At 66.9% G+C, this 22,490-nt stretch carries 20 protein-coding genes; 11 read left to right on the forward strand and 9 right to left on the reverse strand.

The window, feature by feature from the left end; genetic code table 11:
- Nucleotides 1-77 precede the first annotated feature (77 nt).
- Both ACQP1T_RS20965 and ACQP1T_RS20970 read left to right on the forward strand, forming a co-directional pair.
- Nucleotides 78-662: a DUF3090 domain-containing protein gene (locus ACQP1T_RS20965; RefSeq protein ID WP_420773553.1), complete on the forward strand. Its 585-nt coding sequence runs from the start codon at nucleotides 78-80 to the stop codon at nucleotides 660-662.
- 3 nt (nucleotides 663-665) lie between these two features.
- On the forward strand, nucleotides 666-1,457 hold the full coding sequence (locus ACQP1T_RS20970; protein ID WP_433754743.1) for an SCO1664 family protein: 792 nt from the start codon (nucleotides 666-668) through the stop codon (nucleotides 1,455-1,457).
- 98 nt (nucleotides 1,458-1,555) lie between these two features.
- Here ACQP1T_RS20970 and ACQP1T_RS20975 read toward each other — a convergent pair whose 3' ends face one another.
- Entirely contained in the window at nucleotides 1,556-2,428 is an 873-nt protein-coding gene (locus tag ACQP1T_RS20975; protein WP_433754744.1) for an LLM class flavin-dependent oxidoreductase, read from the reverse strand.
- 239 nt (nucleotides 2,429-2,667) lie between these two features.
- On the opposite strand from ACQP1T_RS20975, the gene mshC reads away from it, so the two are divergent.
- Together mshC and ACQP1T_RS20985 are read left to right on the forward strand one after the other, a co-directional pair.
- Nucleotides 2,668-3,906 carry a cysteine--1-D-myo-inosityl 2-amino-2-deoxy-alpha-D-glucopyranoside ligase gene (gene mshC, locus ACQP1T_RS20980; protein WP_433754745.1) on the forward strand — a complete coding sequence of 413 codons (1,239 nt, stop codon included), beginning with the start codon at nucleotides 2,668-2,670 and terminating at the stop codon, nucleotides 3,904-3,906.
- A gap of 227 nt (nucleotides 3,907-4,133) precedes the next feature.
- Nucleotides 4,134-5,198, forward strand: coding sequence for an MBL fold metallo-hydrolase (locus ACQP1T_RS20985; protein ID WP_433754746.1), 1,065 nt, complete (start codon nucleotides 4,134-4,136; stop codon nucleotides 5,196-5,198).
- Nucleotides 5,199-5,255: 57 nt separating this feature from the next.
- Here the strand turns inward: ACQP1T_RS20985 and ACQP1T_RS20990 are convergent, their stop codons facing one another.
- Nucleotides 5,256-5,918 carry a TetR/AcrR family transcriptional regulator gene (locus ACQP1T_RS20990; protein ID WP_433754747.1) on the reverse strand — a complete coding sequence of 221 codons (663 nt, stop codon included), beginning with the start codon at nucleotides 5,916-5,918 and terminating at the stop codon, nucleotides 5,256-5,258.
- 118 nt (nucleotides 5,919-6,036) lie between these two features.
- Between ACQP1T_RS20990 and ACQP1T_RS20995 the strand changes: the two genes are divergently transcribed.
- Both ACQP1T_RS20995 and ACQP1T_RS21000 read left to right on the forward strand, forming a co-directional pair.
- Nucleotides 6,037-7,458 carry a cytochrome P450 gene (locus ACQP1T_RS20995; RefSeq protein ID WP_433754748.1) on the forward strand — a complete coding sequence of 474 codons (1,422 nt, stop codon included), beginning with the start codon at nucleotides 6,037-6,039 and terminating at the stop codon, nucleotides 7,456-7,458.
- On the forward strand, nucleotides 7,455-7,646 hold the full coding sequence (locus ACQP1T_RS21000; RefSeq protein WP_433754749.1) for a ferredoxin: 192 nt from the start codon (nucleotides 7,455-7,457) through the stop codon (nucleotides 7,644-7,646). Before ACQP1T_RS20995 ends, ACQP1T_RS21000 begins: the two co-directional genes overlap by 4 nt.
- A gap of 39 nt (nucleotides 7,647-7,685) precedes the next feature.
- On the opposite strand, the gene fadD11 is transcribed toward ACQP1T_RS21000, so the two are convergent.
- The 3 genes from fadD11 to ACQP1T_RS21015 form a co-directional block, all read right to left on the reverse strand.
- The gene (gene fadD11 / locus ACQP1T_RS21005) at nucleotides 7,686-9,527 is read right to left on the reverse strand and encodes a fatty acid--CoA ligase FadD11 (protein WP_433754750.1); all 1,842 of its coding nucleotides are present in this window, start codon (nucleotides 9,525-9,527) and stop codon (nucleotides 7,686-7,688) included.
- 143 nt (nucleotides 9,528-9,670) lie between these two features.
- Complete coding sequence (locus ACQP1T_RS21010) at nucleotides 9,671-10,804, reverse strand: methyltransferase (RefSeq protein ID WP_433754751.1); 1,134 nt, start codon at nucleotides 10,802-10,804, stop codon at nucleotides 9,671-9,673.
- 434 nt (nucleotides 10,805-11,238) lie between these two features.
- Entirely contained in the window at nucleotides 11,239-12,414 is a 1,176-nt protein-coding gene (locus tag ACQP1T_RS21015; RefSeq protein ID WP_433754752.1) for a lipase family protein, read from the reverse strand.
- A gap of 174 nt (nucleotides 12,415-12,588) precedes the next feature.
- On the opposite strand from ACQP1T_RS21015, the gene ACQP1T_RS21020 reads away from it, so the two are divergent.
- Entirely contained in the window at nucleotides 12,589-13,302 is a 714-nt protein-coding gene (locus ACQP1T_RS21020; RefSeq protein ID WP_433754753.1) for a dienelactone hydrolase family protein, read from the forward strand.
- Nucleotides 13,303-13,399: 97 nt separating this feature from the next.
- On the opposite strand, the gene ACQP1T_RS21025 is transcribed toward ACQP1T_RS21020, so the two are convergent.
- The 3 genes from ACQP1T_RS21025 to ACQP1T_RS21035 are packed head-to-tail and all read right to left on the reverse strand — an operon-like array spanning nucleotide 13,400 to nucleotide 15,515.
- Nucleotides 13,400-14,182 carry a crotonase/enoyl-CoA hydratase family protein gene (locus ACQP1T_RS21025; RefSeq protein WP_433754754.1) on the reverse strand — a complete coding sequence of 261 codons (783 nt, stop codon included), beginning with the start codon at nucleotides 14,180-14,182 and terminating at the stop codon, nucleotides 13,400-13,402.
- A gap of 38 nt (nucleotides 14,183-14,220) precedes the next feature.
- Nucleotides 14,221-14,880, reverse strand: a complete 660-nt coding sequence (locus ACQP1T_RS21030) for an enoyl-CoA hydratase-related protein (protein WP_433754755.1) — start codon at nucleotides 14,878-14,880, stop codon at nucleotides 14,221-14,223.
- A complete protein-coding gene (locus ACQP1T_RS21035) occupies nucleotides 14,877-15,515 on the reverse strand; it encodes a TetR/AcrR family transcriptional regulator (RefSeq protein ID WP_433754756.1) in 639 nt (212 codons plus the stop codon). Before ACQP1T_RS21035 ends, ACQP1T_RS21030 begins: the two co-directional genes overlap by 4 nt.
- Before the next feature lie 217 nt (nucleotides 15,516-15,732).
- Here ACQP1T_RS21035 and ACQP1T_RS21040 point away from each other — a divergent pair, with 217 nt between their 5' ends.
- Nucleotides 15,733-16,290 carry a TetR/AcrR family transcriptional regulator gene (locus tag ACQP1T_RS21040; RefSeq protein ID WP_433754757.1) on the forward strand — a complete coding sequence of 186 codons (558 nt, stop codon included), beginning with the start codon at nucleotides 15,733-15,735 and terminating at the stop codon, nucleotides 16,288-16,290.
- Here ACQP1T_RS21040 and ACQP1T_RS21045 read toward each other — a convergent pair.
- Nucleotides 16,279-18,135: a Na+/H+ antiporter gene (locus ACQP1T_RS21045; protein WP_433754758.1), complete on the reverse strand. Its 1,857-nt coding sequence runs from the start codon at nucleotides 18,133-18,135 to the stop codon at nucleotides 16,279-16,281. The genes ACQP1T_RS21040 and ACQP1T_RS21045 overlap by 12 nt on opposite strands.
- A gap of 137 nt (nucleotides 18,136-18,272) precedes the next feature.
- Between ACQP1T_RS21045 and ACQP1T_RS21050 the strand changes: the two genes are divergently transcribed.
- The 3 genes from ACQP1T_RS21050 to ACQP1T_RS21060 all read left to right on the forward strand — a co-directional run bounded on the left by ACQP1T_RS21050 (nucleotide 18,273) and on the right by ACQP1T_RS21060 (nucleotide 22,300).
- On the forward strand, nucleotides 18,273-19,163 hold the full coding sequence (locus ACQP1T_RS21050; protein WP_433754759.1) for an alpha/beta fold hydrolase: 891 nt from the start codon (nucleotides 18,273-18,275) through the stop codon (nucleotides 19,161-19,163).
- 42 nt (nucleotides 19,164-19,205) lie between these two features.
- Nucleotides 19,206-19,832 carry a TetR/AcrR family transcriptional regulator gene (locus tag ACQP1T_RS21055; RefSeq protein WP_433754760.1) on the forward strand — a complete coding sequence of 209 codons (627 nt, stop codon included), beginning with the start codon at nucleotides 19,206-19,208 and terminating at the stop codon, nucleotides 19,830-19,832.
- Between the two features lie 188 nt (nucleotides 19,833-20,020).
- Nucleotides 20,021-22,300 carry a molybdopterin-dependent oxidoreductase gene (locus ACQP1T_RS21060; RefSeq protein ID WP_433754761.1) on the forward strand — a complete coding sequence of 760 codons (2,280 nt, stop codon included), beginning with the start codon at nucleotides 20,021-20,023 and terminating at the stop codon, nucleotides 22,298-22,300.
- Nucleotides 22,301-22,490 lie beyond the last annotated feature (190 nt).

Here is a 22,490-nt window from a genome sequence, read left to right on the forward strand (position 1 = left end):
TTGTAAACGAGTAGGTGGCGTGTTGCGGAGTCCAGCGCCGTGGGTAGTCGATCAGGGTCACGTATCAGGAGGTGCAGATGTCTCGCGCAATCCACGTATTTCGCACCCCCGATCGTTTTGTCGCCGGGACCGTCGGTGAGCCGGGCGATCGCTCGTTCTACCTGCAGGCGGTGCAGGAACCACGGGTGGTCAGCGTGTTACTGGAGAAGCAGCAGGTGAAGGTGCTCGCCGACCGGATGGGTCTGCTGCTGGACGAGGTCGCGCGCCGCTTCGGCGCCGAGGTGCCGCCGCAGGCCGAGGACATCTCCGACAGCGACCCGCTGGTGACCCCGATCGACGCCGAGTTCCGGGTCGGCACCATGGGCCTGGGCTGGGACGCCGACGCCGGTGCGGTGGTGGTGGAGCTGCTGGCGATCACCGAAACCGAGGTCGACGAGTCGGTGGTGCTCGATGACACCGAGGAGGGTCCCGATGCGGTGCGGGTGTTCCTGACCCCGATCCAGGCGCGGGAGTTCGCGTTGCGCTCCACTCGGGTGATCGCGGCGGGTCGGCCGCCGTGTCCGCTGTGCGGGGAACCGCTCTCCTCACGCGGGCACATGTGTGTGCGAACCAACGGATACAAGCGCGGGGATATTTTCGGCGCGGCCGAGCTGGAGGAGTAGTCCGTGGCCGAGCCTCGGTGGCACACCGCGGAATTGACGGTGATCGGGCGGGTGACGACCGCGAGCAATGTGACCCTCGTCTGCGATGTGGACGGCTCCGACGGCATTCGCGTGGTCTACAAACCGGTGCGCGGGGAGCGGCCGCTGTGGGATTTCCCGGACGGCACCCTGGCCGGGCGTGAGGTGGCCTCGTATCGGGTGTCGGATGCGCTCGGCTGGGGCGTGATTCCGGAGACGATTCTGCGCGATGGCCCCTATGGGCCGGGCATGGTGCAGCGATGGGTGGAGTCGGTGGACAACCACACCGATCAGGGCAACCGGCTGGATCTGGTGGATCTGGTGCCGTTGGGTGCGGTGCCCGACGGGTTCTGCGAGGTGTTGCGCGCCCAGGATCCGGCGGGGAACGAGGTGTCGCTGATCCATGCCGACGATCCGCGGCTGCAGCGGATGGCGGTGCTCGATGTGCTGCTCAACAATGCCGACCGCAAAGGCGGGCACGCATTGGAGGGTGTCGACGGGCAGGTCTACGGCGTCGACCACGGCATCTGCTTGCACAGTGAGCACAAGTTGCGCACCGTGCTGTGGGGATGGGCGGGTAAACCCATTTGCGACGGGTTGATGGCCGATATCGCCGCCTTCGCCAAGGAGCTGCCCGGCGCGATCGCCGATGATCTCGCACCGCATCTCACCGATATCGAGATCGAGGCGCTCGGCGACCGCACGCAGGAGTTGCTGGACAATCCGGTGATGCCGCTGCCGCGGACCTCGCGGCCGATTCCGTGGCCCGCGTTCTGAGTCGGTCGTTGCCGCGATAGCGGACGTTGCCGAGTTGCATCGAATGCCGCGGTGCGTGCACTGTCCCGGTCGACTACCGGCCCCCGCTCATACCGCGCTCAGCTCAGTAGCGGGCGGACCTCGGTCCCGGCGAAGCGGACGAATTCGATCAGGTCGGGATCGTCGTCGGTGGGTTCGAGGACGACGGTGTCGGCGCCTGCCTCGGTGTAGCGGCGGACGGCTGCCGCGATGGCGGGTGCGTCGCCCGCGACGCCTGCCTCGGGCGGGTGCTCGCCGGAGTTGCGCTGCTGGGCCGCCGTCAGACGTTCGGCCGCGTCCGGGCCGGTGGCGGTGAGCAGGTTGACGATGATCCGATGTGGTTCGGTGCGTGCGGCTTTCGCGCGGCCTTCCTCGATGCGGGCACGGGCCGCACGGACGCCGTCCGGGGTGGTTCGCGAGGTGAGGATGGTGGCGTCGGCGAGTTCGCCGGACAGCCGCAGTGTCTGCGGGCCGGTCGCGGCTGCGGTGATCGGCGGGGGCGTGCTGGGCGGCCAGTCCAGGGCGACATTGTCCAGACGCACGTATCGTCCTGCGGCACTGACCTTCTCACCGTTCAGCAGTGCGCGCAGCGCAGTCAACTGTTCACGCAGCAGCGTCATCGGCGATTCGACCCGTGCACCGATCTGTCCCATCCAGTCCTGCACACCGTGCCCGAAACCCGGAGTCACCCGCCCCGGATGCAGCCGCAACAACGCCGCCACCTCCATCGCCGTGAGCGCCACATTCCGCAGCGGCACCGGCATCACCCCGATCCCGACCCGCAGCCGCTCGGTCCGCGCCAACACCGTTGCGGCGGTGGCGATCCCACCGGCCCAGAAGCAGTCCTCCCACAACCACAGTTCTTCGAGACCGCTATCCTCTGCCGCGGCCGCCACCGCGAGCAAGCGTTCCGGGGAAACCTGGGGCATCGACACCGCACCGAGAACAGTCACCGGTCCAACCTAGCGCGATCGCGCTCGGCCGCGGCCGGATTCGCCGCGCACGGTGCTCACAGCAAACCCGGCGGCAGTGACCTGCGCCACTCGCGGCAATTCGATCCGCCGGACGGCAAACATTGACATCCAACTTTTACGACATCGGGGCAGGTCAGCTCCGGGGTGGTCACCATCCGACCTATCGTTGGGAGCAGGGTGCGACGCAATGGCCGCAACCACACCTCTACCCTCGAATCATGCAGTCCTGGTCCGATACCGCCCTACCGACAATTCCCGGAGCAGGGCCACCGTTGCGGTTGTACGACACCGCCGACCGGCAGGTTCGCCCGGTGACCCCGGGCCCTACGGCCACCATGTACGTCTGCGGGATCACCCCCTATGACGCCACTCATCTCGGGCATGCCGCCACCTACCTGACCTTCGACCTGGTCAATCGGTTGTGGCGCGACGCGGGCCACACCGTGCACTACGTGCAGAACGTCACCGACGTCGACGACCCGCTGTTCGAGCGCGCCGCGCGCGACGGCATGGACTGGCGCGATCTCGGCACCCGCGAGATCAACCTGTTCCGCGAGGACATGTCGGCCCTGCGCATCGTGCCGCCGCGCGACTATATCGGCGCGGTGGAATCGGTCGACGAGGTCGTCGAGTTCGTGCAGAAGCTGCTGGCCTCCGGCGCGGCATACACCGTCGACGATGCCGAATATCCCGACATCTACTTCCGCGCCGATGCCACCGAACAGTTCGGTTACGAATCCGGCTACGACCGCGCAACCATGGAGCGCCTGTTCGCCGAGCGTGGCGGCGACCCGGCCCGGCGCGGTAAGCGCGACACCATCGACGCGCTGCTGTGGCGCGCCGCGCGTCCCGACGAGCCGTCGTGGGCGGCGCCGTTCGGTGCTGGGCGACCCGGCTGGCATATCGAGTGTGCGGCGATCGCGCTCAACCGTGTCGGTCCCGAATTCGATATCCAGGGCGGCGGCAGCGACCTGATCTACCCGCACCACGAATACTCCGCCGCGCACGCCGAGGCGTTGATCGCGGGCCGCCGCTTCGCCCGGCACTATGTGCACGCCGGTCTCATCGGGTTGGACGGGGAGAAAATGTCCAAATCGCGCGGCAACTTGGTGCTCGTCTCCAAGCTGCGCGCGGCGGGCGTCGACCCCGCCGCCATCCGCCTCGGTCTGCTCGCCGGTCACTACCGTCAGGACCGCATGTGGACCGACGCCGTCCTCACCGACGCCGCCGCCCGTCTGGACCTGTGGCGCCGAGCCACCGCGCTCACCTCCGGCCCCGCGGCCGAAGACACCGTCGCCCGCCTGCGCCAACATCTCGCCGACGACCTCGACACCCCGAAAGCCCTTGCCGCCATAGATAACTGGGCCAATCAGGCCCTGAACTACGGAGGCCAGGACCACGACGCCCCTGCGTTGATCGCAACCGCGGTGGACGGCCTGCTGGGCGTACGGCTGTAATCCACCGGTCGGGATGTGGACTGATCGCGACCCGAGAACCGGCTCGGCTCCGGCTCGTCCGCACTGCGCTCCATTACCGCACATCTGCGATCCGGTGGGTATGTGGCGAAGGGCTTGTGTGGTGGGGATGTCGACTCGATGGTGGTGTCGGGTTCGCGGGGCGGGTTGTTCGGGGAGTTGATCCGTGGTGTTGTACACGGGTGTGCGGTGTTCATTCACGGGGCTTGGTGGGACGGTGGTCCGCGCTCGGTGATGTGATCGGCGCGGGGGCAGCGGGGCGGTTACAAGCCTCGGCAGCGCAGACGGATCCGCGGACGGTGGCGGCGCGGGTCCGGTTCTTCGGGGCCGACGTCGTCGATCCGGATACGGGTGCGGTGCGCGCGGATCGGGTGGTTTTGTCGTGGGTGGGGTGCACGACCTATGCGTTCGCCATGGCAGGGTCGGTGTTTCTGCTGGATGCGTGGGTGCCGCGGCTGACCAGCACCGGTTATGTGCCCGCGACGGCGCAGGATCTGGCGGATCTGGCGCCGGAGGCGATCTTCATCGGGCACGGGCATTTCGATCATGCCGCGGATGCGGGTCGGATCGCCGAGGCGTCGGGGGCAGTCGTGTACGGGACCGCCGATCACGGCGTGAATATCCGTGCGCAAGTGGCGGATCCGACTTTCCGGACGGTCGCGCTCGGGGACGCGGCATCGCTGCCGGGGGAGCTCCACGAGTTCACCGTGGGACCGGTGCAGGTCACCGCGGTCCGTCATGTGCACTCCGCGCCCACGGCTCCCGAGCGGCCCGGCGGATCCGCGCCGTTCTTTCCGCTACCGGATCTACGCGCTCTGGTGCGGCATCCACCCACGCTGGCCGGTGTCCTGCAGAGTGCGTCACGCCTGCGCGATCCGGAGGGCGGCACCTTGCTCTACCAATTCCGTGTTCCCGGATTCGCGCTGGTCTGGCACGATTCCTCCGGTCCGCTCACGGAGAAAGCCCCGCAGGTCTTCGACGTCTTGGCCGACCTCCCATCCACCGACCTCCAGGTCGGCGCGGTACAGGGCTTCAACCAGATCAGAAACGGTCTGCGCGATCCCCGCCGCTACATCGAGGCCATCCGCCCCGAACTGTTCGTTCCCACCCACCACGACAACTGGCTACCCGGCCTGACCGCCTCGGCCGCCGCCTACGACACCCCACTGCGCGGCGAACTGGCCCGCATCCCCACCGACCACCGACCGAAGCTGCGCTCCCTCCACGACCCGGTCGACTACGTCAACCCCCACCGCCTGACCTTCCCGCTGTAACCCCCACTGCCACAACACCTCTCCGAGGACTTCCGCCTCGCCGTGTGCAGGTCGGGTTCAGCGGTTCGGTGCGGGTGGGAGGCGGGCGGCCATGGTGGCGAGGTTGTCGGCGAAGGTGAGCACGAATTCGACGCAGAGGTCGATGAGTTCGTCGCGGGTGACGTCGATGCCACCGTCGAGCCAGGCCAGGATCAGTTCGGCGGCGCCGCCGGTGATCATCAGCGAGACCGCGCGCACCAGGGTGTCGCTGCCCGGTGGTGGGGCGAGTAGGGCACGTTCCTGATCGGCGACGACGTCGGCGATGGTGCGCATGGCGGCGGCGCGGCGGCGCATCAGGGTTTCGCTGCCGTGGGCTTCGGCGAAGGCGATGCGGGCGCGGCGCGGGTCGTCGATGACGGAGGTGAGGATGGCGGTGACCGCCGCGCGTGTTTTGGCCGGAATCCCCTCCGGCGCCGCGGCGAGTGCGTCGAGGGAGCTGCGGATGGCGGTGTCGATGATCTCGTCGTGCACGGCGGCGGCCAGCGCGTCGAGGTCCGGGAAGCTCTCGTAGAAGAAACGCGGTCCGACCTTGGCCTGTTCGCAGACTCCGCGCACCGTGGTGGTCGCCCAGCCCTGGGTGCCGATGATGTCGAGGGCAGCATCCATCAGGCGACGGCGGCGTTCCTCGCGCCGCTGCTCGGCCGAGGCGCCGCGGTAGATCCCGGTCACTGCCCGTGTCACAGGCTCAGTATGCCGCAGGAAAATCAGGAAACAACCGTTTACGGAAACCATTGATTCCGGTATGGTGTGAATCACACGATCTTCGCAAGGATGCGAGAGGACGACCATGATGTCGACGATGGGCCGACGGGCAAAATACGCCGCATCCGCGCTGGCCGAGCGCTATCCGTCGCGGACCCGAGCCCTCGCCGAACCACCCGCTGGTAGTGAATTGCGGCCGATACTAGGCGATTACGGGCTACCGGTGATCGGGCACGCCCTCCCAGCCATGACGGACAATCTCGATTTCGCCCGGCGGCGTTTCGAGAAATACGGTCCCGTGCAGTGGTCCGGACTGCTCGGACGGCAGGTCGTGATGGTGGTGAGCCCGGAGGCGATCGAGGAGGTGCTCGCCGACCGGGACAAGGTGTACTCCGCCAAGAGCGGCTACGACTTCTTCATCGGACCGTTCTTCCGTGGCGGCATCCTGCTGCGCGATTTCGACGAGCACCGCTATCACCGGCGTATCCTGCAGCAGGCCTTCACCCGGCCGCGGCTGGTCGGCTACCTCGACATCACCACACCGGCGATCGCGCGCGGCATGGACGATTGGTTGCCCGCCAACGACTTTCAGCTTTTCCCTGCGACCAAACATCTGCTGCTGCGGATGGCATCGGAGGTGTTCATGGGCGCACGACTCGGCTCCGAGGCGATGCGGCTCGAGCGCGCGTTCATCGACGCGGTGCGCGGCGGGCAGGCATTCGTGCGCACCAATCTGCCCGGCGGCGTGTGGGCCAAGGGCCTACGCGGGCGCAAAGTGCTCGAGGAGTACTGCCGCCGGGAAATGCCCGCCCGACGCGCGGGCACCGGCGACGACCTGTTCAGCGTGCTGTGCCATACCGCGAGCGACGAGGGCCATACCTTCACCGATCAGGACATCGTCGACCATCTGATCTTCGTGCTGATGGCCGCGCACGATACCAGCACCATCGCATTGGCGATGATGGGCTATCAACTCGGTCTGCATCCGCAGTGGCAGGATCGGCTGCGCGCCGAATCGCAAGCGCTGGGCAAGGATTGGCTCGATTACGACGATCTGGATCGGCTGCCCACCCTGGATCTGGTGTTCAAGGAGATCCTGCGAATGTACTCCCCGGTCGGTCAGCAGATCCGGGAGACGGTGCGCGACACCGCGATTCAGGGCCACTTCCTGCCCGCGGGCACCATCGTGATCATCGGCTCGCATTCGGCGATGCGGATCGACCGCTGGTGGCACGACCCGGATGTCTTCGATCCGGAACGCTTCACCGCCGAACGCCAAGAGGACAAAACCCACCGTTACGTCTGGGCGCCCTTCGGCGGCGGAGCCCACAAATGCATCGGCCTGTACTTCGGCGGTATGACCGTCAAGGCGATCATGCATCGCATGCTGTTGCATTACCAGTGGTCGGTACCCGCCGGATATGTCCCGCCGATGGGCTGGGCGACCGGCCCCATCCCACTGGACGGCCTCCCGATCAAGCTGCAAGCCGCCCGCGTCGAAACCCGGCGGCCCGCATGAGAATCACCGCCGATCGAACCCGCTGCCAAGGCCACGCCATGTGCGAAGCCCTACTGCCGCACATCTTCCAGGTCGACAACACCGGCAAAGTCCGCATCCTGACCGACCCCATCCCCACCCCCGACCACCCCGACGCCCAACTCGCCATCGACACCTGCCCCGTCGAAGCCCTGCGCGCCGAGGCGTGAGAATGCGCTGGCGGCTCGCTCTCGACGTTTCCCGCACCGTTACATGGTGATCGCTTGTTCAGGCGTGGGGTCCTCGGCGGGGATTCGAGGGGCTGGTTCATGGGTGGTGGTGGATAGGGCTGGGGCGTAGAGGGTTTCGATTTCGGTGGCGTATTTGGTCGCGATGGGCTTGCGGCGCAGTTTCATGGTGAGGGTGATCTCGTCGCCGCCGGGTTCCCAGAAGGTGGGCAGGATGGTGAAGCGTTTGATCTGTTCCACTCGGGACAGTTTCGCGTTGCCCGCGGCGATGCCCTGGGCGATTTCGGCGATGACACCCGGGTCGGCGGCCAGTGCGGTGGCGGAGGCGTCGGGCAGACCGCGTTGGGTCGCATAGGGTATCGCGGATTCGGCGTCGAGCACGATCAGGGCGGTGTTGTAGGGGCGGGCGTCGCCGATGGTGACTATCGAGCCGACCAGTGGGGTGGCGGCCTTGATGGTGTTCTCGATATTGGCCGGGGACATATTCTTTCCGGCCGCGTTGATGATGAGCTCCTTCTTGCGATCGACCACCCGTAGATAGCCGTCCGTTTCGCGGGTCAGGATGTCGCCGGTGTGCAGCCAACCGTCGGCGTCGATCGCATCGGCGGTCTTGCCCGGTTCCTTGCGGTAGCGCTTCATCACGAGCGGTCCGCGGACCAGGAATTCGCCGTCGTCGGCGATCTTGGCTTCCGAGCCGGGCAGCATCCGTCCGACGGTGCCCAGGCGCGCCTCGGCCGGTGGGCTGGCGCTGGCGACACAGGTCAGTTCGGACATACCCCAGATCTCGGAGATGGGAATGCCCAGACCACAGAAGAAGCCGAGAGTCTCCGGAGGGATCGGCGCGGCACCCGACATCGCCCACTTCACCTGGTCCAGCCCGAGTTTGGCGCGCAGCTTCGACAGCACCAACTCGTCGGCCCTCGCCCATTCGGCGGACAACTGCGCATCGACGGTTCCGCCCTCGAGCAGCACCGCAGCCTTGCGCGCGGCCACGCCGAGGGCCCATTGCAGTGCGGCCCTTGTGGTTTCGTCGGGCTCATTGGCGACCGAGAATTCGACAGCGGCCTTGAACTTCTCCCACACCCGCGGCACCGCACCCCAAATCGTCGGGCGCGCATCCAAAAGCGCCGCCGGCAGTTGGTTGCGGTCCGGCACGACGGTGATCTGGATGCCGTAGTACTCCTGCAGATACAGCGCGGTGAACCGGTCGGCCATATGTGCGGTCGGCAGGTAGGAGATCTGGCGGTCGCCGAATTCCACGGGGAGTACGGCGTTGAAGGCGTGCGCCTCGGCCGTCAGGTTGGCGTGGGTGATCTCGACGCCCTTCGGATTTCCGGTGGTGCCGGAGGTGTAGACCAGCGTCGCGATATCGTCGGGCCGCACCGAACGCCATGTCGCCTCGAAGTCGAAATCGTTGCGGCCCTTGGCCTTCAGCTCCGCGAGACTGATCGTTCCGGCATGCTCGGCATCCATGCACACGATCGTCTCGATCTGGGCGCCGCAGGTGCGCACCCGCTCGACGTACTGTTCCTCGCAGATCACCACCCGATTGCCCGCATTGCCGAACACATAGTTCAGCTGCTCTGGTGCGAGGGTGTTGTATACCGAGAACGAGGTCGCTCCGGTGTGCTGCGCGCCCACCTCGATCGGGTAGAACTCGACCCGATTGGCCATCATCAAGGCGACGGTATCCCCGCGTCCGATCCCCAGCGCATGCAATCCCGCCGCGATATGCCGAACCTGCTCGGCGTACTCCCGCCAGGTCAACGCGTGCCCGCCACCGATGGAGCGCACCGCGATCGCATCGGGATCGATCGCCGCCACCCGCTGGAAGGCGGCACAGGAGGTATTCGATTCGGTCATCACACACCACAATCACTACAGCCACATTCTCTTCCCGACCGTAAGTTGCCACCCGATCCCCGCGTGCCGTTTCCCCCGAATTCGCCCGCCCCGACCCGCTTTCCAGGCTGGTCGCCACGGCTTGCGAGGGGTCACTTGATGAGTCATTGGTGCCGGCACGGTATCCGGGCGGCCAGACGCCACAGGGAGGTCACCTCCGCGGCTCGTGCGGCGTGGAGCGGATCTGTGGTGTCGCGGGGTCGGGAGTGCTGGGGTCGGGTGTCGATCCGGTCGATGACCTGCAGACCTGCCGAGTCGATGGCGGTGAGCAGTTCTGAGCGGGTGCGCAGGCCGAGGCGTTCGGCCAGATCGGACAGGACCAGCCAGGCCTCGCCGCCGGGTTCGAGGTGAGCGGGCAAGTCGGTCAAGAAGGCGCGCAGCATGGTGCTGTTCGGGTCGTAGACACCTTGTTCGACGGTCGAGGTCGGACGCAGCGGAAGCCACGGCGGGTTGCAGACGATCAGGTGCGCTCGGCCGTCGGGGTACAGGGCAGGGCCACGCACATCGATGCGGTTCGTGAGATCGAGGCGGTCGATATTGTCGCGGGCGCAGTCGAGTGCGCGCGGATTGATATCGGTGGCGACGATGTGGTCGACACCGCGGCGGGCCAGCACTGCCGCGAGCACACCGGTTCCGGTTCCGAGATCGAATGCGGTGCGGTGCTCCACCGGCAACGGCGCTTGGGCGACCAGATCGACGTATTCGCCGCGCACGGGGGAGAACACCCCGTAGTGCGGATGGATCCGCGCGCCGAGAGCCGGTATCAAAATACCATTTTCGCGCCACTCATGCGCCCCGATCGCCCCGAGTAGTTCGGTCAATGCGATCACCATCGGCTCGCGCGCCGACCCATAAGCCTCGGTACATGCCTGCCGTACATCGGGTGCGCGCCGCAATGCCAGCGTATGGTCCGGCTCCAACTGCACGACCAGTCTGCCCAACACCCGAGCCCGCTGCCCACGTGCCCGCCGATACAGGTGGAAGGATTCGGCCGGGCCCGAGCCCGCCGGAACGGGTTTGCGGTCGATGCGGTGGCTCAATGCCCGCAATAGCTGACGCGCGTTGTGGAAATCGCCGCGCCACAGCAGCGCCGTCCCCTGGCAGGCCAGGCGGTAGGCGGTATCCGCGCGCATACGGTCATCGGCGATGGTGACGTGCGTGGGCACCGCCGTCGCGCTTTCGGAATGCCACTGTGCGCTGTGGTCGGTGTCTGCTTCGGTCCAGTGAATGGTCGACATGGGGTGCTCCTCGTGATCGGACGTGCGATGGCACGGCGAGCACTTCGACGAGGAGCGGAAGAACGGCCTGGGTCAGCCGAGGCTGTGAGGACGGACTAGCGGTTCCGCGTCGAAGCGCGAGCACCGAAGTCGCCGAGGACCATACCGAGCGTCATGAGCAGCCCTTTCCCTGAGTCGACACCTCAAGACTCGCACATGAGCCGCCGCCACCACACGCCGGGTCCGAACGGGAGGTATCGCGCCGGCGCAAGCCCCGATCGGTATCAGTGCTGTGAACCCGAGGCAGTCGCATCTCCGCAGGGAACCGCCGCCACGCTGGACTTCAGCACGCATGCGCCGAATTGCCTTCTTCCCGACAACGTCGACCGGTACCGGCTGGCTCGGTCGTTCAGAGCGACAAGACGCTGCTGGTCGAGGTCGACGACGGCCGATCGTCAGGCGACGCCCATCCACGTGTCGATCCGGTCGATCGCGCCGGGGGTGAAGGCGCAGGTGACGTGGTCGCATGGGAGCAGGGTCAGAGATACGTCCACCCCGGCGTTCTTCCATCGCTGCTGTAGTGCTTGTGCGCCAGCGGCTGGTATCCATTCGTCGAACAGGCCGTGCCACAGGTAGATCGGCATTGTCGGGGTCAGGCCCCCGGCTTTGGTTTCGCGGTAGATCCGTTGGACGACTTCGGTGGGGTATGGGTCTACCTTGGTCAGCGTGCGCAGTGCGACCGGCGCGGCACCGAGGAGGGCGGCGCTGGAGCAGAGGTTTTTGCTTTCCTGCGCGGTCCGTACTCCGGTGTCGTTGAGCAGGTCGAAGGCCGCGGGCGTGGCTCGGGCGACCCCGAGCGCCGCCATCAGATACAGCGCCGCGGCGGGCGGTTTGCCGTCCATGGTCTTGCGCAGCAGGCTCAGGTCGGCGGGTGTGCCACCGGCCGCGGCGCCGAGGATGCGCAGTTCGGGGGCATAGCTGGGCTGTAGCTGTGCGGCCCATACGGTGGCGATGGCGCCGCCGCTGTAGCCGATCATCGTGGCGGGGCTGCCCGTCAGTCCGGCGGCCGGAAACTGCAGTGCGGCACGGATTCCGTCGAGCACTTCGCGTGCCTGGGTGGGCCCGTGCGCGTAGGCCATCTTCGGGCCCTGGTAGTCGGTCATCACGACCGCGTAACCGTGGCCGAGCAGTTGGCGGGTGATATCGGGCGCCTCGATGGAGACCGAATGGGTCAGCTGGTAGGACGGATTGCATTGCAGCCCAACGCTGTCGATCGCGTAGTTGTTGCTGACGACGCGGCCGTTCCAGGTCTTCGGTTTCATGATCGTGGTGAGCGCGGCGATCGAGGTGCCGTCGGCGGCAGTGGATTTGAACCACACCTGCCAGGCGGCGAAGTCGTTGGTGGCGGCCAGCGGCGGCAGGATCTGCACCGATCGCGAGGACAGGATCGCGCCGTCGGGCAGACCGCCGGTGTCGAAATGCTGATCGAGGTAGGCGTCGCCGGTCGGGTCGGGATCGTATTCGGCGTAGTCACCGCTGTCGGCCGCCGCGAGTGTCGAGGCGGCGAACATGGTGAGCGCCAGGGTGGTCGCGACACAGAGCGCGCGCCGCGGCAGCCGAAACATGAACATCTCACTCTTTCGCTCGAACAACGCGCTGACCCGGGGACACCGCGTCGGCAGAGGTTAAACCAACCGCCGCCGCGGCACTGCGGATTTCACGATCGACTCCGAAATCCACCTTCCGCGACATGGCTGGCCACGCGATCGCTGTACACGTCTGGGACAGTGGCCTACATTGCTGGCATGAACACCATCGAGCTCGACGCACCGGACGGCGCTCTCGAGGCGATTCTGGCCCGCCCGACCGGGGACGGCCCGTGGCCCGGTGTCGTGGTCCTGCACGACGGTGTCGGTTTCGGCGCGGATATCCGCGGCAATGTCGAAATGCTGGCCGACTACGGCTATCTCACGATTGCCCCGAACCTGTTCGCCAATGGCAGGGTGCGCTGTATCCGCGCGGTGATGCGGTCGTTGATCTTCACCGGCGCCAGTCCGACGATCCGGGAGATCCTCGCCGCCCGCGACCGGCTCGTCGCCGACCCCGACTGCACCGGCAAGACCGCCGTCGTCGGCTTCTGCCTGGGTGGCGGCTTCGCATTGCTCACCGCGCCAATGGGTTTCGACGCGGCGGCACCGTTCTATCCTGGCCTCTACGGCGACTACCGCGCCCAACTCGATGGCGCATGCCCGGTGGTGGCCAGCTACGCCCAGCGCGACCCGTTACTTGTCGGCGCGGGAGGTAAACTCGATCGTGCGCTGACCGATCTCGGCGTCGAGCACGACATCAAGACCTATCCGGGCACCATGCACGGCTTCGCGAATGTCTTCGACATCGACCCGGTCCTGCGGGTCGCCGGTCTCGGTTACGACGCCGAGGCCACCCGCGACGCCTGGCACCGCATCTTCGCTTTCTTCGACAAGCACCTGACGGGCGCGCCGGACAACGGGTCCGGGTAGCGCGTCCGCTGGCGTGGCGAACATCCCGCGGCCCAAGCATGATTCGGCGGGTCCGGCCACGAATCCCCGCACGCGCCGGAGGTGGCCTCCGGCGCCATCATTCCCCGCGCCACCGCGGCGCACGCTTCTCCGCGAACGCGCGCGGCCCTTCCAGCGCGTCCTTGCTGGCGAAGATCGGTCCGGCCTCCTGCATGCTCATCTCCCACATCGGATTCTCCCAGTCGGAGCCGAATTCGTTGGCGCGGTGCATGATTCGCTTGGACGCGCGCACCGATAGCGGTGCGTTGGCGGCGATGGTCTCGGCGAGCGCTATCGCGGTGGGCAGCACCTGATCGGCCGGGACGACCCGGTTGACCAGCCCCCACTGCGCGGCCGCCGCGGCGTCGATCGGCGCTCCGGTCAGCACCATCTCGTGGGCGATCTTGGGTGGGATCTGGCGCGGCAGACGCAGCACGCCACCCGCGGCGGCGAACAATCCTCGGGTGACCTCGGGCAGTCCGAGTTCGGCCTCGGCGCTCATCACCGCGAGATCGCAGGCCAAGACGATCTCGGTGCCGCCGCCGAGGGCGAATCCGTTGACCGCGGCGATGAGCGGTTTGTCGATGAAATGCTGCACCAGCCCGGCGAATCCGTACTCCGGATGCCGCGGGTCGTGGATGCCGTTGCCGCGAGCCAGTTCTTTCAGGTCGGCGCCCGCGCAGAACGCGCGACCGGCCCCGGTGATCACCCCGGCCCGCAGTTCCGGATCGGTCGCCAACTCCTCGAGTGCCGCGCCGACGGCGATCGAGAGCGCGGAGTTCACCGCGTTCATCGCCTCGGGCCGGTTCAGTGTGATGATCGCGATATGGCCCTGGCGTCGCAGGGTGGCGGCCTCGGTCATGTCGGGCTCCTCTGTTGATTTGTGGCGAACCTACCGTTTCACGAGCCGGATTCGGCCAGCTTGGCGAGGACCGGACCGAACATGGTCTTCTTGATCGCGCCCAGTGTGGCGGGATCCTTGCCGCCGAGCGGGGCGAGCATCGCGAGGGCGGCGGTGGCGACTGCGCCTTCACCCGCGGTGGCGTCGACGATGTCCAGGTCCGAGGCATCGATGCCGCCGAAGCGGCGGCCGGTGGTCATCGCGGCCACGGCGGCCTTGGGTGTCAGCTTGGACTGGATCAGCGCGGCCATGCCCGGGGTGAACACGATGCGGATATCGACCTCGGGCAGGCAGAAGAAGCCCCGGTCGGCGCGCATCACCCGATAATCGTGGGCGAGGGCGAGCATGGCACCGGCGCCGAAGGCGTGTCCGGGCAGCGCGGCGGCGGTGGGGATGGGCAGGGTGAGCACGCGGGCGAACAGGGCCTGCACCTGGCCGATGTACCACTGGGTGCGCTCACCGTTGGCCAGCAGCCAGTCCAGGTCCAGGCCGTTGGAGTAGAACTTGCCACTCGCGGTGGTCACCAGAGCGTGTGCGTCCTCGGCGAGCGCGGTGTCGAGGTGGGCGTTGACCGCGTCGAGAAAGTCCGGAGTGAAACGGTTTTCGTCGTCGCCGAGGTCGAGGACGGCGATCTTTTCGTGGTAGCTCAGTGTGCTCATGCTCTTCCTTGCTCCGGGTGTGATTCGGGTGGGCCGACCGCGAGCACCGCGTGCACGGCTGCGCGAAGGTGTTCGCGGGCAATGGGTTTGGTGATTCGGTCGCGGCGCAGCAGGATGCCGGTCGGCAGATCGACGACGCAGGTGGTGATCACGTCGACCGCTGCGGCATCCGCGCGGCCCCACAGGGCGCGCGAGAGCCGGATGAGCAGTCGTACCAGCGCGTCATCGGTTCCGGCGAGTTCGGCTTCGACCTGTTCGGGCAGTTCGCCGCCGAGCAGTTCGTCACGCGAGACGGTCAACAGCAGTTTCGAGGAGTCCGGGTATCGCCGCGCGAACTCCACCGGTGTCTCGGCCGCGGCCACCACCGCCTCGAGCGCGCCTGAGCTGTCCTCGTTCGCGGACAGATGCGCCTCGACCGACTCGGTCTGCATTCGCAGAAACCGTCCCGCCGCCCGTAGCCAGCTGCGCCCGAGCAGTTCCGCACGCGAACCGAAGGTGTGATAGATCGCGCCGTTGGATACGCCGGTTGCCGCCGCGACGGCCCTGATGGTGACCGCCGCGGGTCCCGAACGCACCGCCAGCGACTCCGCGGCATCGAGCACGGTGTCGGGGTCATGGGTCCGCGGGCGGGGCATGCCATGACTATAACAGAGCAATTGCTCTGTTATAAATCGGCATCCCATCGGCAAACACGCTTCGACTATCCCGCTGCATGTTTCGCCCGGTCACGGGTACTTTCGCGGTGCGGTAACGCCTGGGCGTGGACTTCGTAACGTTGCAGCGCGACGGCAATACGATGCGGTACTGTCTGGTCCTCCGCCTTGCCCGCACGAACAGAAACGGCGCCTGCGTATGTCACGAGTGGTCACCAAGGAGCAGTACTTCGACACCGCTCTGGAGGTCTTGGCCGAACTCGGCTTCAAAGGCCTCAATATCGGCGTGCTGTGCCGCCGACTCGGGGTGACCAGCGGTTCGTTCTACCACCATTTCGGCAGCTGGCAGGGCTTCGTGGACGCGCTGCTCGAGCATTGGGAGAACCGTCAGGTCATCATCCTGCGCACGCTGAAGTTCAACCAGGGCAATCCCGACGACGACATCCGCGCCATGTCCGACCTCGCCTCGGGCCTGCACCACGCCGCCGAGGCCGCGATCCGCGCCTGGGCCGCCAATGACGAATCGGTGAATCTGGCGCTCAAGCGCGTCGACGAATCGCGCCGCCGCACCGTGCACAAGGCGATCAAAGGTGTTGTGGGCGATGAGGAAACCACCGCGGTGGTCACCGCGCTCGGTATGTCGATGCTGATCGGCTACCAGCAGATCGCCGCGGGCGGGGAGGACATTTCACTGGATCAGCTGTTGGCCCAGTACGCGCGGTTGATCTACTCCCATGCCCGCCGCTCAGCCGAGTAGTTCGTCCACATAGCACCACCGCCACGCCTCGCCCGGCTCCACGCTGCGCATCACCGGATGACCGGTGCTGGCAAAGTGTTTGGTGGCGTGATTGCCCACCGAGGAGTCACAGCAGGCAACGTGCCCGCAGGACAGGCACATTCGCAGATGCACCCAGGTGTATCCCTCGGCGATGCATTCCTTGCATTCGTCGGGTTCGGTGGGTTCGCGCACCAGTGGCGCGGACTGTAGGTGCGCGCAGCCTTCCGCCGCCGCGGGGCCGGCGAGCGGTTCGACGCGCTCCTCTTCGGTTTCGTCGTAGCGGTCGATCATCGATTCCTCGAGATCGAGCCGCGACAGCACGTACTGCAGGATCTCGTAGTCCGCGCCACCGGAATCCCGCACGCGCAGGACGGTTTCCCGCTCCGCGCGCAGCATTTCCAGCCGCAGCCGCCGATATTCCGCGGTCGGTGTCGCCAGTTCCGATTCCGAGCGGCCCAGCCGCTCCCAGGCCGCGTTGGTCTTCCAGGTGACCCGATCGCGCAGTGTCTCCACGACACCGGGCGGTGTATCCGGGGTGATGTGCTTTTCCAGCTCGTCCATTCCGGCGGTGGTCGCCTGCTGCAAAAGGTTCGCCTTCTGCAACGCGTTTTCCGCGCGACTGGGACCGCGCACACCCAGCCGCCGCACCACCCACGGCAGCGAAGTCCCTTGCAGCAGTAGTGTTCCCGCGACCACGACGAGCGCGAGCAGTTTGAGCACCGGCAGCTGCTCGGAGTCGGGCAGCAGCAGCACCGCGGCCAGGGTGACCACACCGCGCATGCCCGCCCACGACACCACCACCGGATGACTCACCGGCACATCGGCATTCGACAATCCGAGCTTGCGCGAGAGCAGCGCGACCGGGAACACCCACAGCGGCCGCGACAGCATCGCCGCCAGCATGACCGCCACCGCAGCCACGATCAGGGTGGTGTGGTCGAGGCCGCTGTCCCACGCGCCCTCGATGATCGCGCGCATCTGCAGCCCGATTATCAGGAAGACGACGCTTTCCAGGATGAATTGGATGGTGCGCCAGTTGGTGCGTTCGGCGATCCGGGAGGCCGCGCTCTGCCACACCGGCGCACCGTGGCCCAGGACCATGCCGCAGGTCACCACCGCGATCACACCGGAGGCTTGGATTCCTTCGGCGGGCAGATAGGCGACGAACGGCGCCAGGAACGACAGCGTGGTGTCCAGCACCGGATCGGTGATGCGCCGGCGCAGCATCGCCAGCAGATAGGCGACCACGATGCCCACCGCCGCGCCACCGCCGGCGGCGAGCAGGAAGTCACCACCGGCCTTCCACACCGACACCGTGCCCGCGGCCGCCGCGATCGCGGTGCGCACGGTCACCAGCGCGGTGGCGTCGTTGAACATCGACTCGTCTTCGAGGATGGTGACGATCCGGCGCGGCATGCCGATGCGTCGCGCGATCCCGGTGGCGGCCACCGCGTCCGTCGGCGCGACCACCGCGCCGAGCGCCACCGCCATCGCGAAGGACACCGGCAGCAGCCACCACACCACCGCCGCGACCGCGAACGTGCTGAACAGCACCAGACCGACCGACAGCAGCGCGATGGTGCGCGCATTGGCCCGGAAATCGACCAGTGAGGTGCGAATCGCCGAGGTGTAGAGCAGCGGCGGCAGGAACCCCAGCAGGATGACCTCGGGATCCGGGTGCACCTGGGGAACATGCGGCAAATACGACGCGACCACCCCGGCCAGGGTCAACACCAGCGGTTCGGATATCCCGAACCGTCGCGCGAGCGCCGCGAGCGACGCCGCCGAGGCGACTAGAACAACGAGGCCGATCGCGACATGCACGGTGGCATTCTCGCAGAGCAAACACCCGGCTCGAAAAGACCATGCGGTACGTGACACGGACAGTGTGGTTCGGTTCCCCGGAATGCCAGTGGAGGTAGCGTTCGCGCGCGATAGTTGTCGGCACGAAGGAGGTAGACATGGAAGAGTTTGCGTCCTGGCGGGCGAGCGGTCGCCGCCACACCCACCGCGGCCATCAGATCTTCTGGCAGGACAGCACCGGTGCCGGTGCGGGAAATCTGCTCTGTATCCACGGTTTCCCGACCGCGTCCTGGGACTGGCATGCGGTATGGCCGGGTCTGCGCGAGCGGTTCGCGCGGCTCATCGCCCCGGATATGATCGGCTTCGGCTGGTCGGCCAAACCCCGCAACTACGAATACCGGATCGCCGATCAGGCCGATATCCACGAGAACCTGCTGCGTGAGCAGGGGATTTCCCGAACACACATCCTGGCCCACGATTACGGCGACACCGTCGCCCAGGAATTGTTGGCACGCGACGCACAGCGCCGCGCCGACGGCGACGAGTCGCTGGTGATCGAATCGGTATGCCTGCTCAACGGCGGTCTGTTCCCGGAGACCCACCGGGCGCGCCCGGCACAGAAGCTGCTGGCGAGTCCGCTGGGACCGCTGCTCGGGGTGCTGGGTACCGAGCGCGTCTTCCGCCGCACCTTGGCCGGGGTCTTCGGTCCCGACACCCGCCCCAGTGTCCATGAGCTCGATCAGTACTGGATCCTGTGGTGCAGTAAGCACGGCAAGAGCAACGGGCACAAGCTGATTCGCTATATGGGTGAGCGCAGAGCGAACCGGGCGCGCTGGGTGGGCGCGCTGGTCGAGGCGACGGTTCCGGTGCGGCTGATCGACGGTCTGCTCGACCCGGTATCGGGTGCGCATATGGTGCGCCGCTATCGCGAGCTGATTCCGGATCCGGATGTGGTCGAGTTGCCGAAGGTCGGGCACTACCCCCAGCTCGAAGCCCCCAGGGAGACCTTGGCCGCGGTACTGGATTTCCACACCAGCCGCGTGCGGTAGACGGACACCCCCGCGTTATGGGGTGTCCCATACCATGGCTACATGGCAGCGACACGCCGATCGAATAAGGAGGCTCCCGCGCGCCCGCGGCTGCGTGACGCGCGGCGGCGAATGATCGAGGGCACGATCGAATCCCTGCGTATCCACGGCGCGAGCGCCACCAGCGTGGACCGGGTGCTGGCCGATACCGGCGCGCCCCGCGGGTCGGTCTACCACCACTTTCCCGGCGGTCGCACCCAGTTGATCGCCGACGCCTTGACCGCGGCCGGTAATTCGATGTCGGAATTCATCGAAACGATCACCCGCGAGAACGATCCGACGACCGCGCTGGATATGTTCGTCGCGCTGTGGCGACGCACCCTCGTCGACAGCGAGTATCGCGCGGGCTGCCCGATCTTCGCCGTGGCCGTGGAAACCAATGACGACGCACCGGAATTCGCCGCATCCGCCGCGGCGATCTTCGCTCGTTGGAATAGCGCGCTCACCGATCTGCTCATCCGGCACGGTCTCGACGCGGGGCGATCGCGCCGCCTGGCCACGCTCACCGTCGCTGCTGTCGAGGGGGCGATCGCGTTGTGTCGCGTCGAGCGTGCCACCACACCGCTCGAGGACACCGTCCGCGAATTGCAAGCCCATCTCACCACCGTCATCGGCGCAGCCAAGGAGTAGCGCGCCCGACAGCGATCCACAAAGTGGGTTTTGTTCGTGCGGAGAATGCACGGTCAGAGCCGTTTTCTGGCTGCCCGACGGAACGTTTCGGCGGGGCGTGGCCTTGACATCCCGATTATGGTGAGGACCATAATCAGCGTGCCGGTTTCAGTTCCGCTTTCGATCGACGACAACTCAGAGGAGCATCGATGAGTACCGCCGCACCGGAAGACAGCCGGGTCGAGCGACCCAGACGCAATGATGCCGCGCCGCAACAGGAATGGCACAAGACCGCCTGCATCCTGTGTGAGAACAACTGCGGACTGCTGATCCAACTCGACGGCCGCAGCTTCGCCAAGATCCGCGGCGACAAGGACCACGTCGCCTCGGCCGGATACACCTGCAACAAGGCACTGCGCCTGGACCACTACCAGAACGGCGGCACCCGCCTGACCACCCCGCTGCGCCGCGAAGCCGACGGAAGCTTCACCGAAATCGACTGGGACACCGCGATTTCCGAGGTCGCCGCACGACTCACCGACGTCAAGGAAACATACGGCGGCGACAAGATCTTCTTCTACGGCGGCGGGGGACAGGGCAACCACCTCGGCGGCGCCTACAGCGGTGCACTGCGGCGCGCGCTGGGCAGTCGCTACCGCTCCACCGCGCTGGCCCAGGAGAAAACCGGCGAGGGCTGGGTCGACGCGCATCTGACCGGGGGGCACACCACCGGCGACTTCGAACACGCCGAGGTTTCGGTATTCCTCGGCAAGAATCCCTGGCAATCCCACGGTGTGCCGCGCGCCCGCACCGTCCTGCAGCAGATCGCCAAGGATCCCGCCCGCACCATGATCGTGCTCGACCCGGTGCGCACCGAAACCGCCGATCTCGCCGATATCCACCTACAGGTCCGTCCCGGCACCGACGCGTGGTGTCTGGCCGCGATACTCGCGGTGCTGGTGCGCGACGATCTGATCGATCACGCATTCCGCACCGAACACCTCGACCAGGTCGACGCCGTCACCGCGGTGCTGCGCGATATCGATATCGCCGCCTATGCCGAAATCTGCGGTGTGCCAGTGGAATCGCTGGTCACCGCCGCCCATCGGATCGGCACCGCCAGCAGTGTCGCCACCTACGAGGACCTGGGTGTCCAGCAGAGCCCCAACAGCACCCTGATCTCCTACCTGAACAAGCTGATCTGGCTGCTCACCGGCAATTTCGCCAAACCCGGTGCCATGCAACCACATTCGTGGATGGCCCCGCTGGCGGGCTACAGTCGTGACATCAAACGCAGCCCGGTGACCGCCGCACCGATCCTCGGCGGCATGGTGCCATGCAATGCGATCGCCGAGGAGATCCTCACCGATCACCCCGACCGGTTCCGGGCGATGATCATCGAATCCGCGAATCCGGCACACTCACTCGCCGATTCGGCCGCCTTCCGTGCCGCACTGGACGCACTCGATCTGGTGGTGGTCATCGATGTCGCGCTCACCGAAACCGCACGCCAGGCCGACTATGTGCTGCCCGCGGCCAGCCAGTTCGAGAAATGGGAGGCCACCTTCTTCAATCTGGAGTTCCCGCACAACACCTTTCATCTGCGCGCACCGGTCCTCGAACCGCTACCGGGCACGCTGCCCGAACCCGAGATCTACGCGCGCCTGATCCGTGCACTCGGTGTCGTCGGTCGTACCGAGTTGGCGGTGCTGCGGACGGCCGCGAAACTCGGCCGCCGACCCTACGCGTTGGCCTTTGCCGCACTGTTGGCTGTGCAGAAGAAGATCGGCGGCCTCGCCCCGTACCTGCTGTATGAAACCCTGGGCCCGACGCTGCCCGATGGTGCGCGCTCGGCCGCCGTGCTGTGGGCGCTGGCACAGCGCGTCGCGAAGCTGCATCCGGCCGCAATGCGTCGCGCGGGTCATCCGACCGCCGACGCGCTGTTCGACGCCATCCTCGCGGGGCGCTCCGGTGTCACCTTCACCGTCGACGACTATCCGGATGCCTGGGACTATGTACCGCACCCGCGCATCCCGATGGCGATCCCGGAATTGCTGCGCGCGCTGGGTGAACTCCCGAACACGCCCGCCACCCACACCAGCCCCGAATTCCCCTTCGTCCTCTCGGCCGGGGAGCGGCGTTCCTTCACCGCCAACACCATCTTCCGCGACAACAGCTGGCGCCGCCGCGATCCGGAGGGAGCATTGCGCCTCAGCCCTGACGATGCCAGCGCGCTCGGCCTCACCACCGGGGCGCGCGCCCGGATCACCACCCGGCGTGGCAGCGCTGTGGCCGCGGTCGAAATCAACGACCGCATGCGGCCCGGACATGCCTCGCTGCCCAACGGGTTGGGCCTCGACTTGCCCGATGGCACCCGCACCGGTGTGGCCGCGAATGAACTCACCGATGCCGGTTGGCGCGATGCGATTGCCGGAACGCCATGGCACAAGCATGTTCCGGCGCGCATCGAACCACTGCGCGAGATGTAGCTTTTCGTGGGCGACGTCGAGCGGGGTCGGTCCGGATCTCGTCGCTGACGGATTCCGCTCGTGGTCCGTGGTGCCGTCGCACAGCGCGAGTTCCCCGATGCGCGACCCACCTGGCGTGCTCGGCGAGCCGCCGATTCGGCGCTGACGGTTCCGCTTGTGGTCCGTGGTGCCGGTCGCGCAGCGTGAGTTC

It is taken from the genome of Nocardia sp. CA-135398 (genome assembly GCF_050955845.1).
Lineage (GTDB): Bacteria > Actinomycetota > Actinomycetes > Mycobacteriales > Mycobacteriaceae > Nocardia.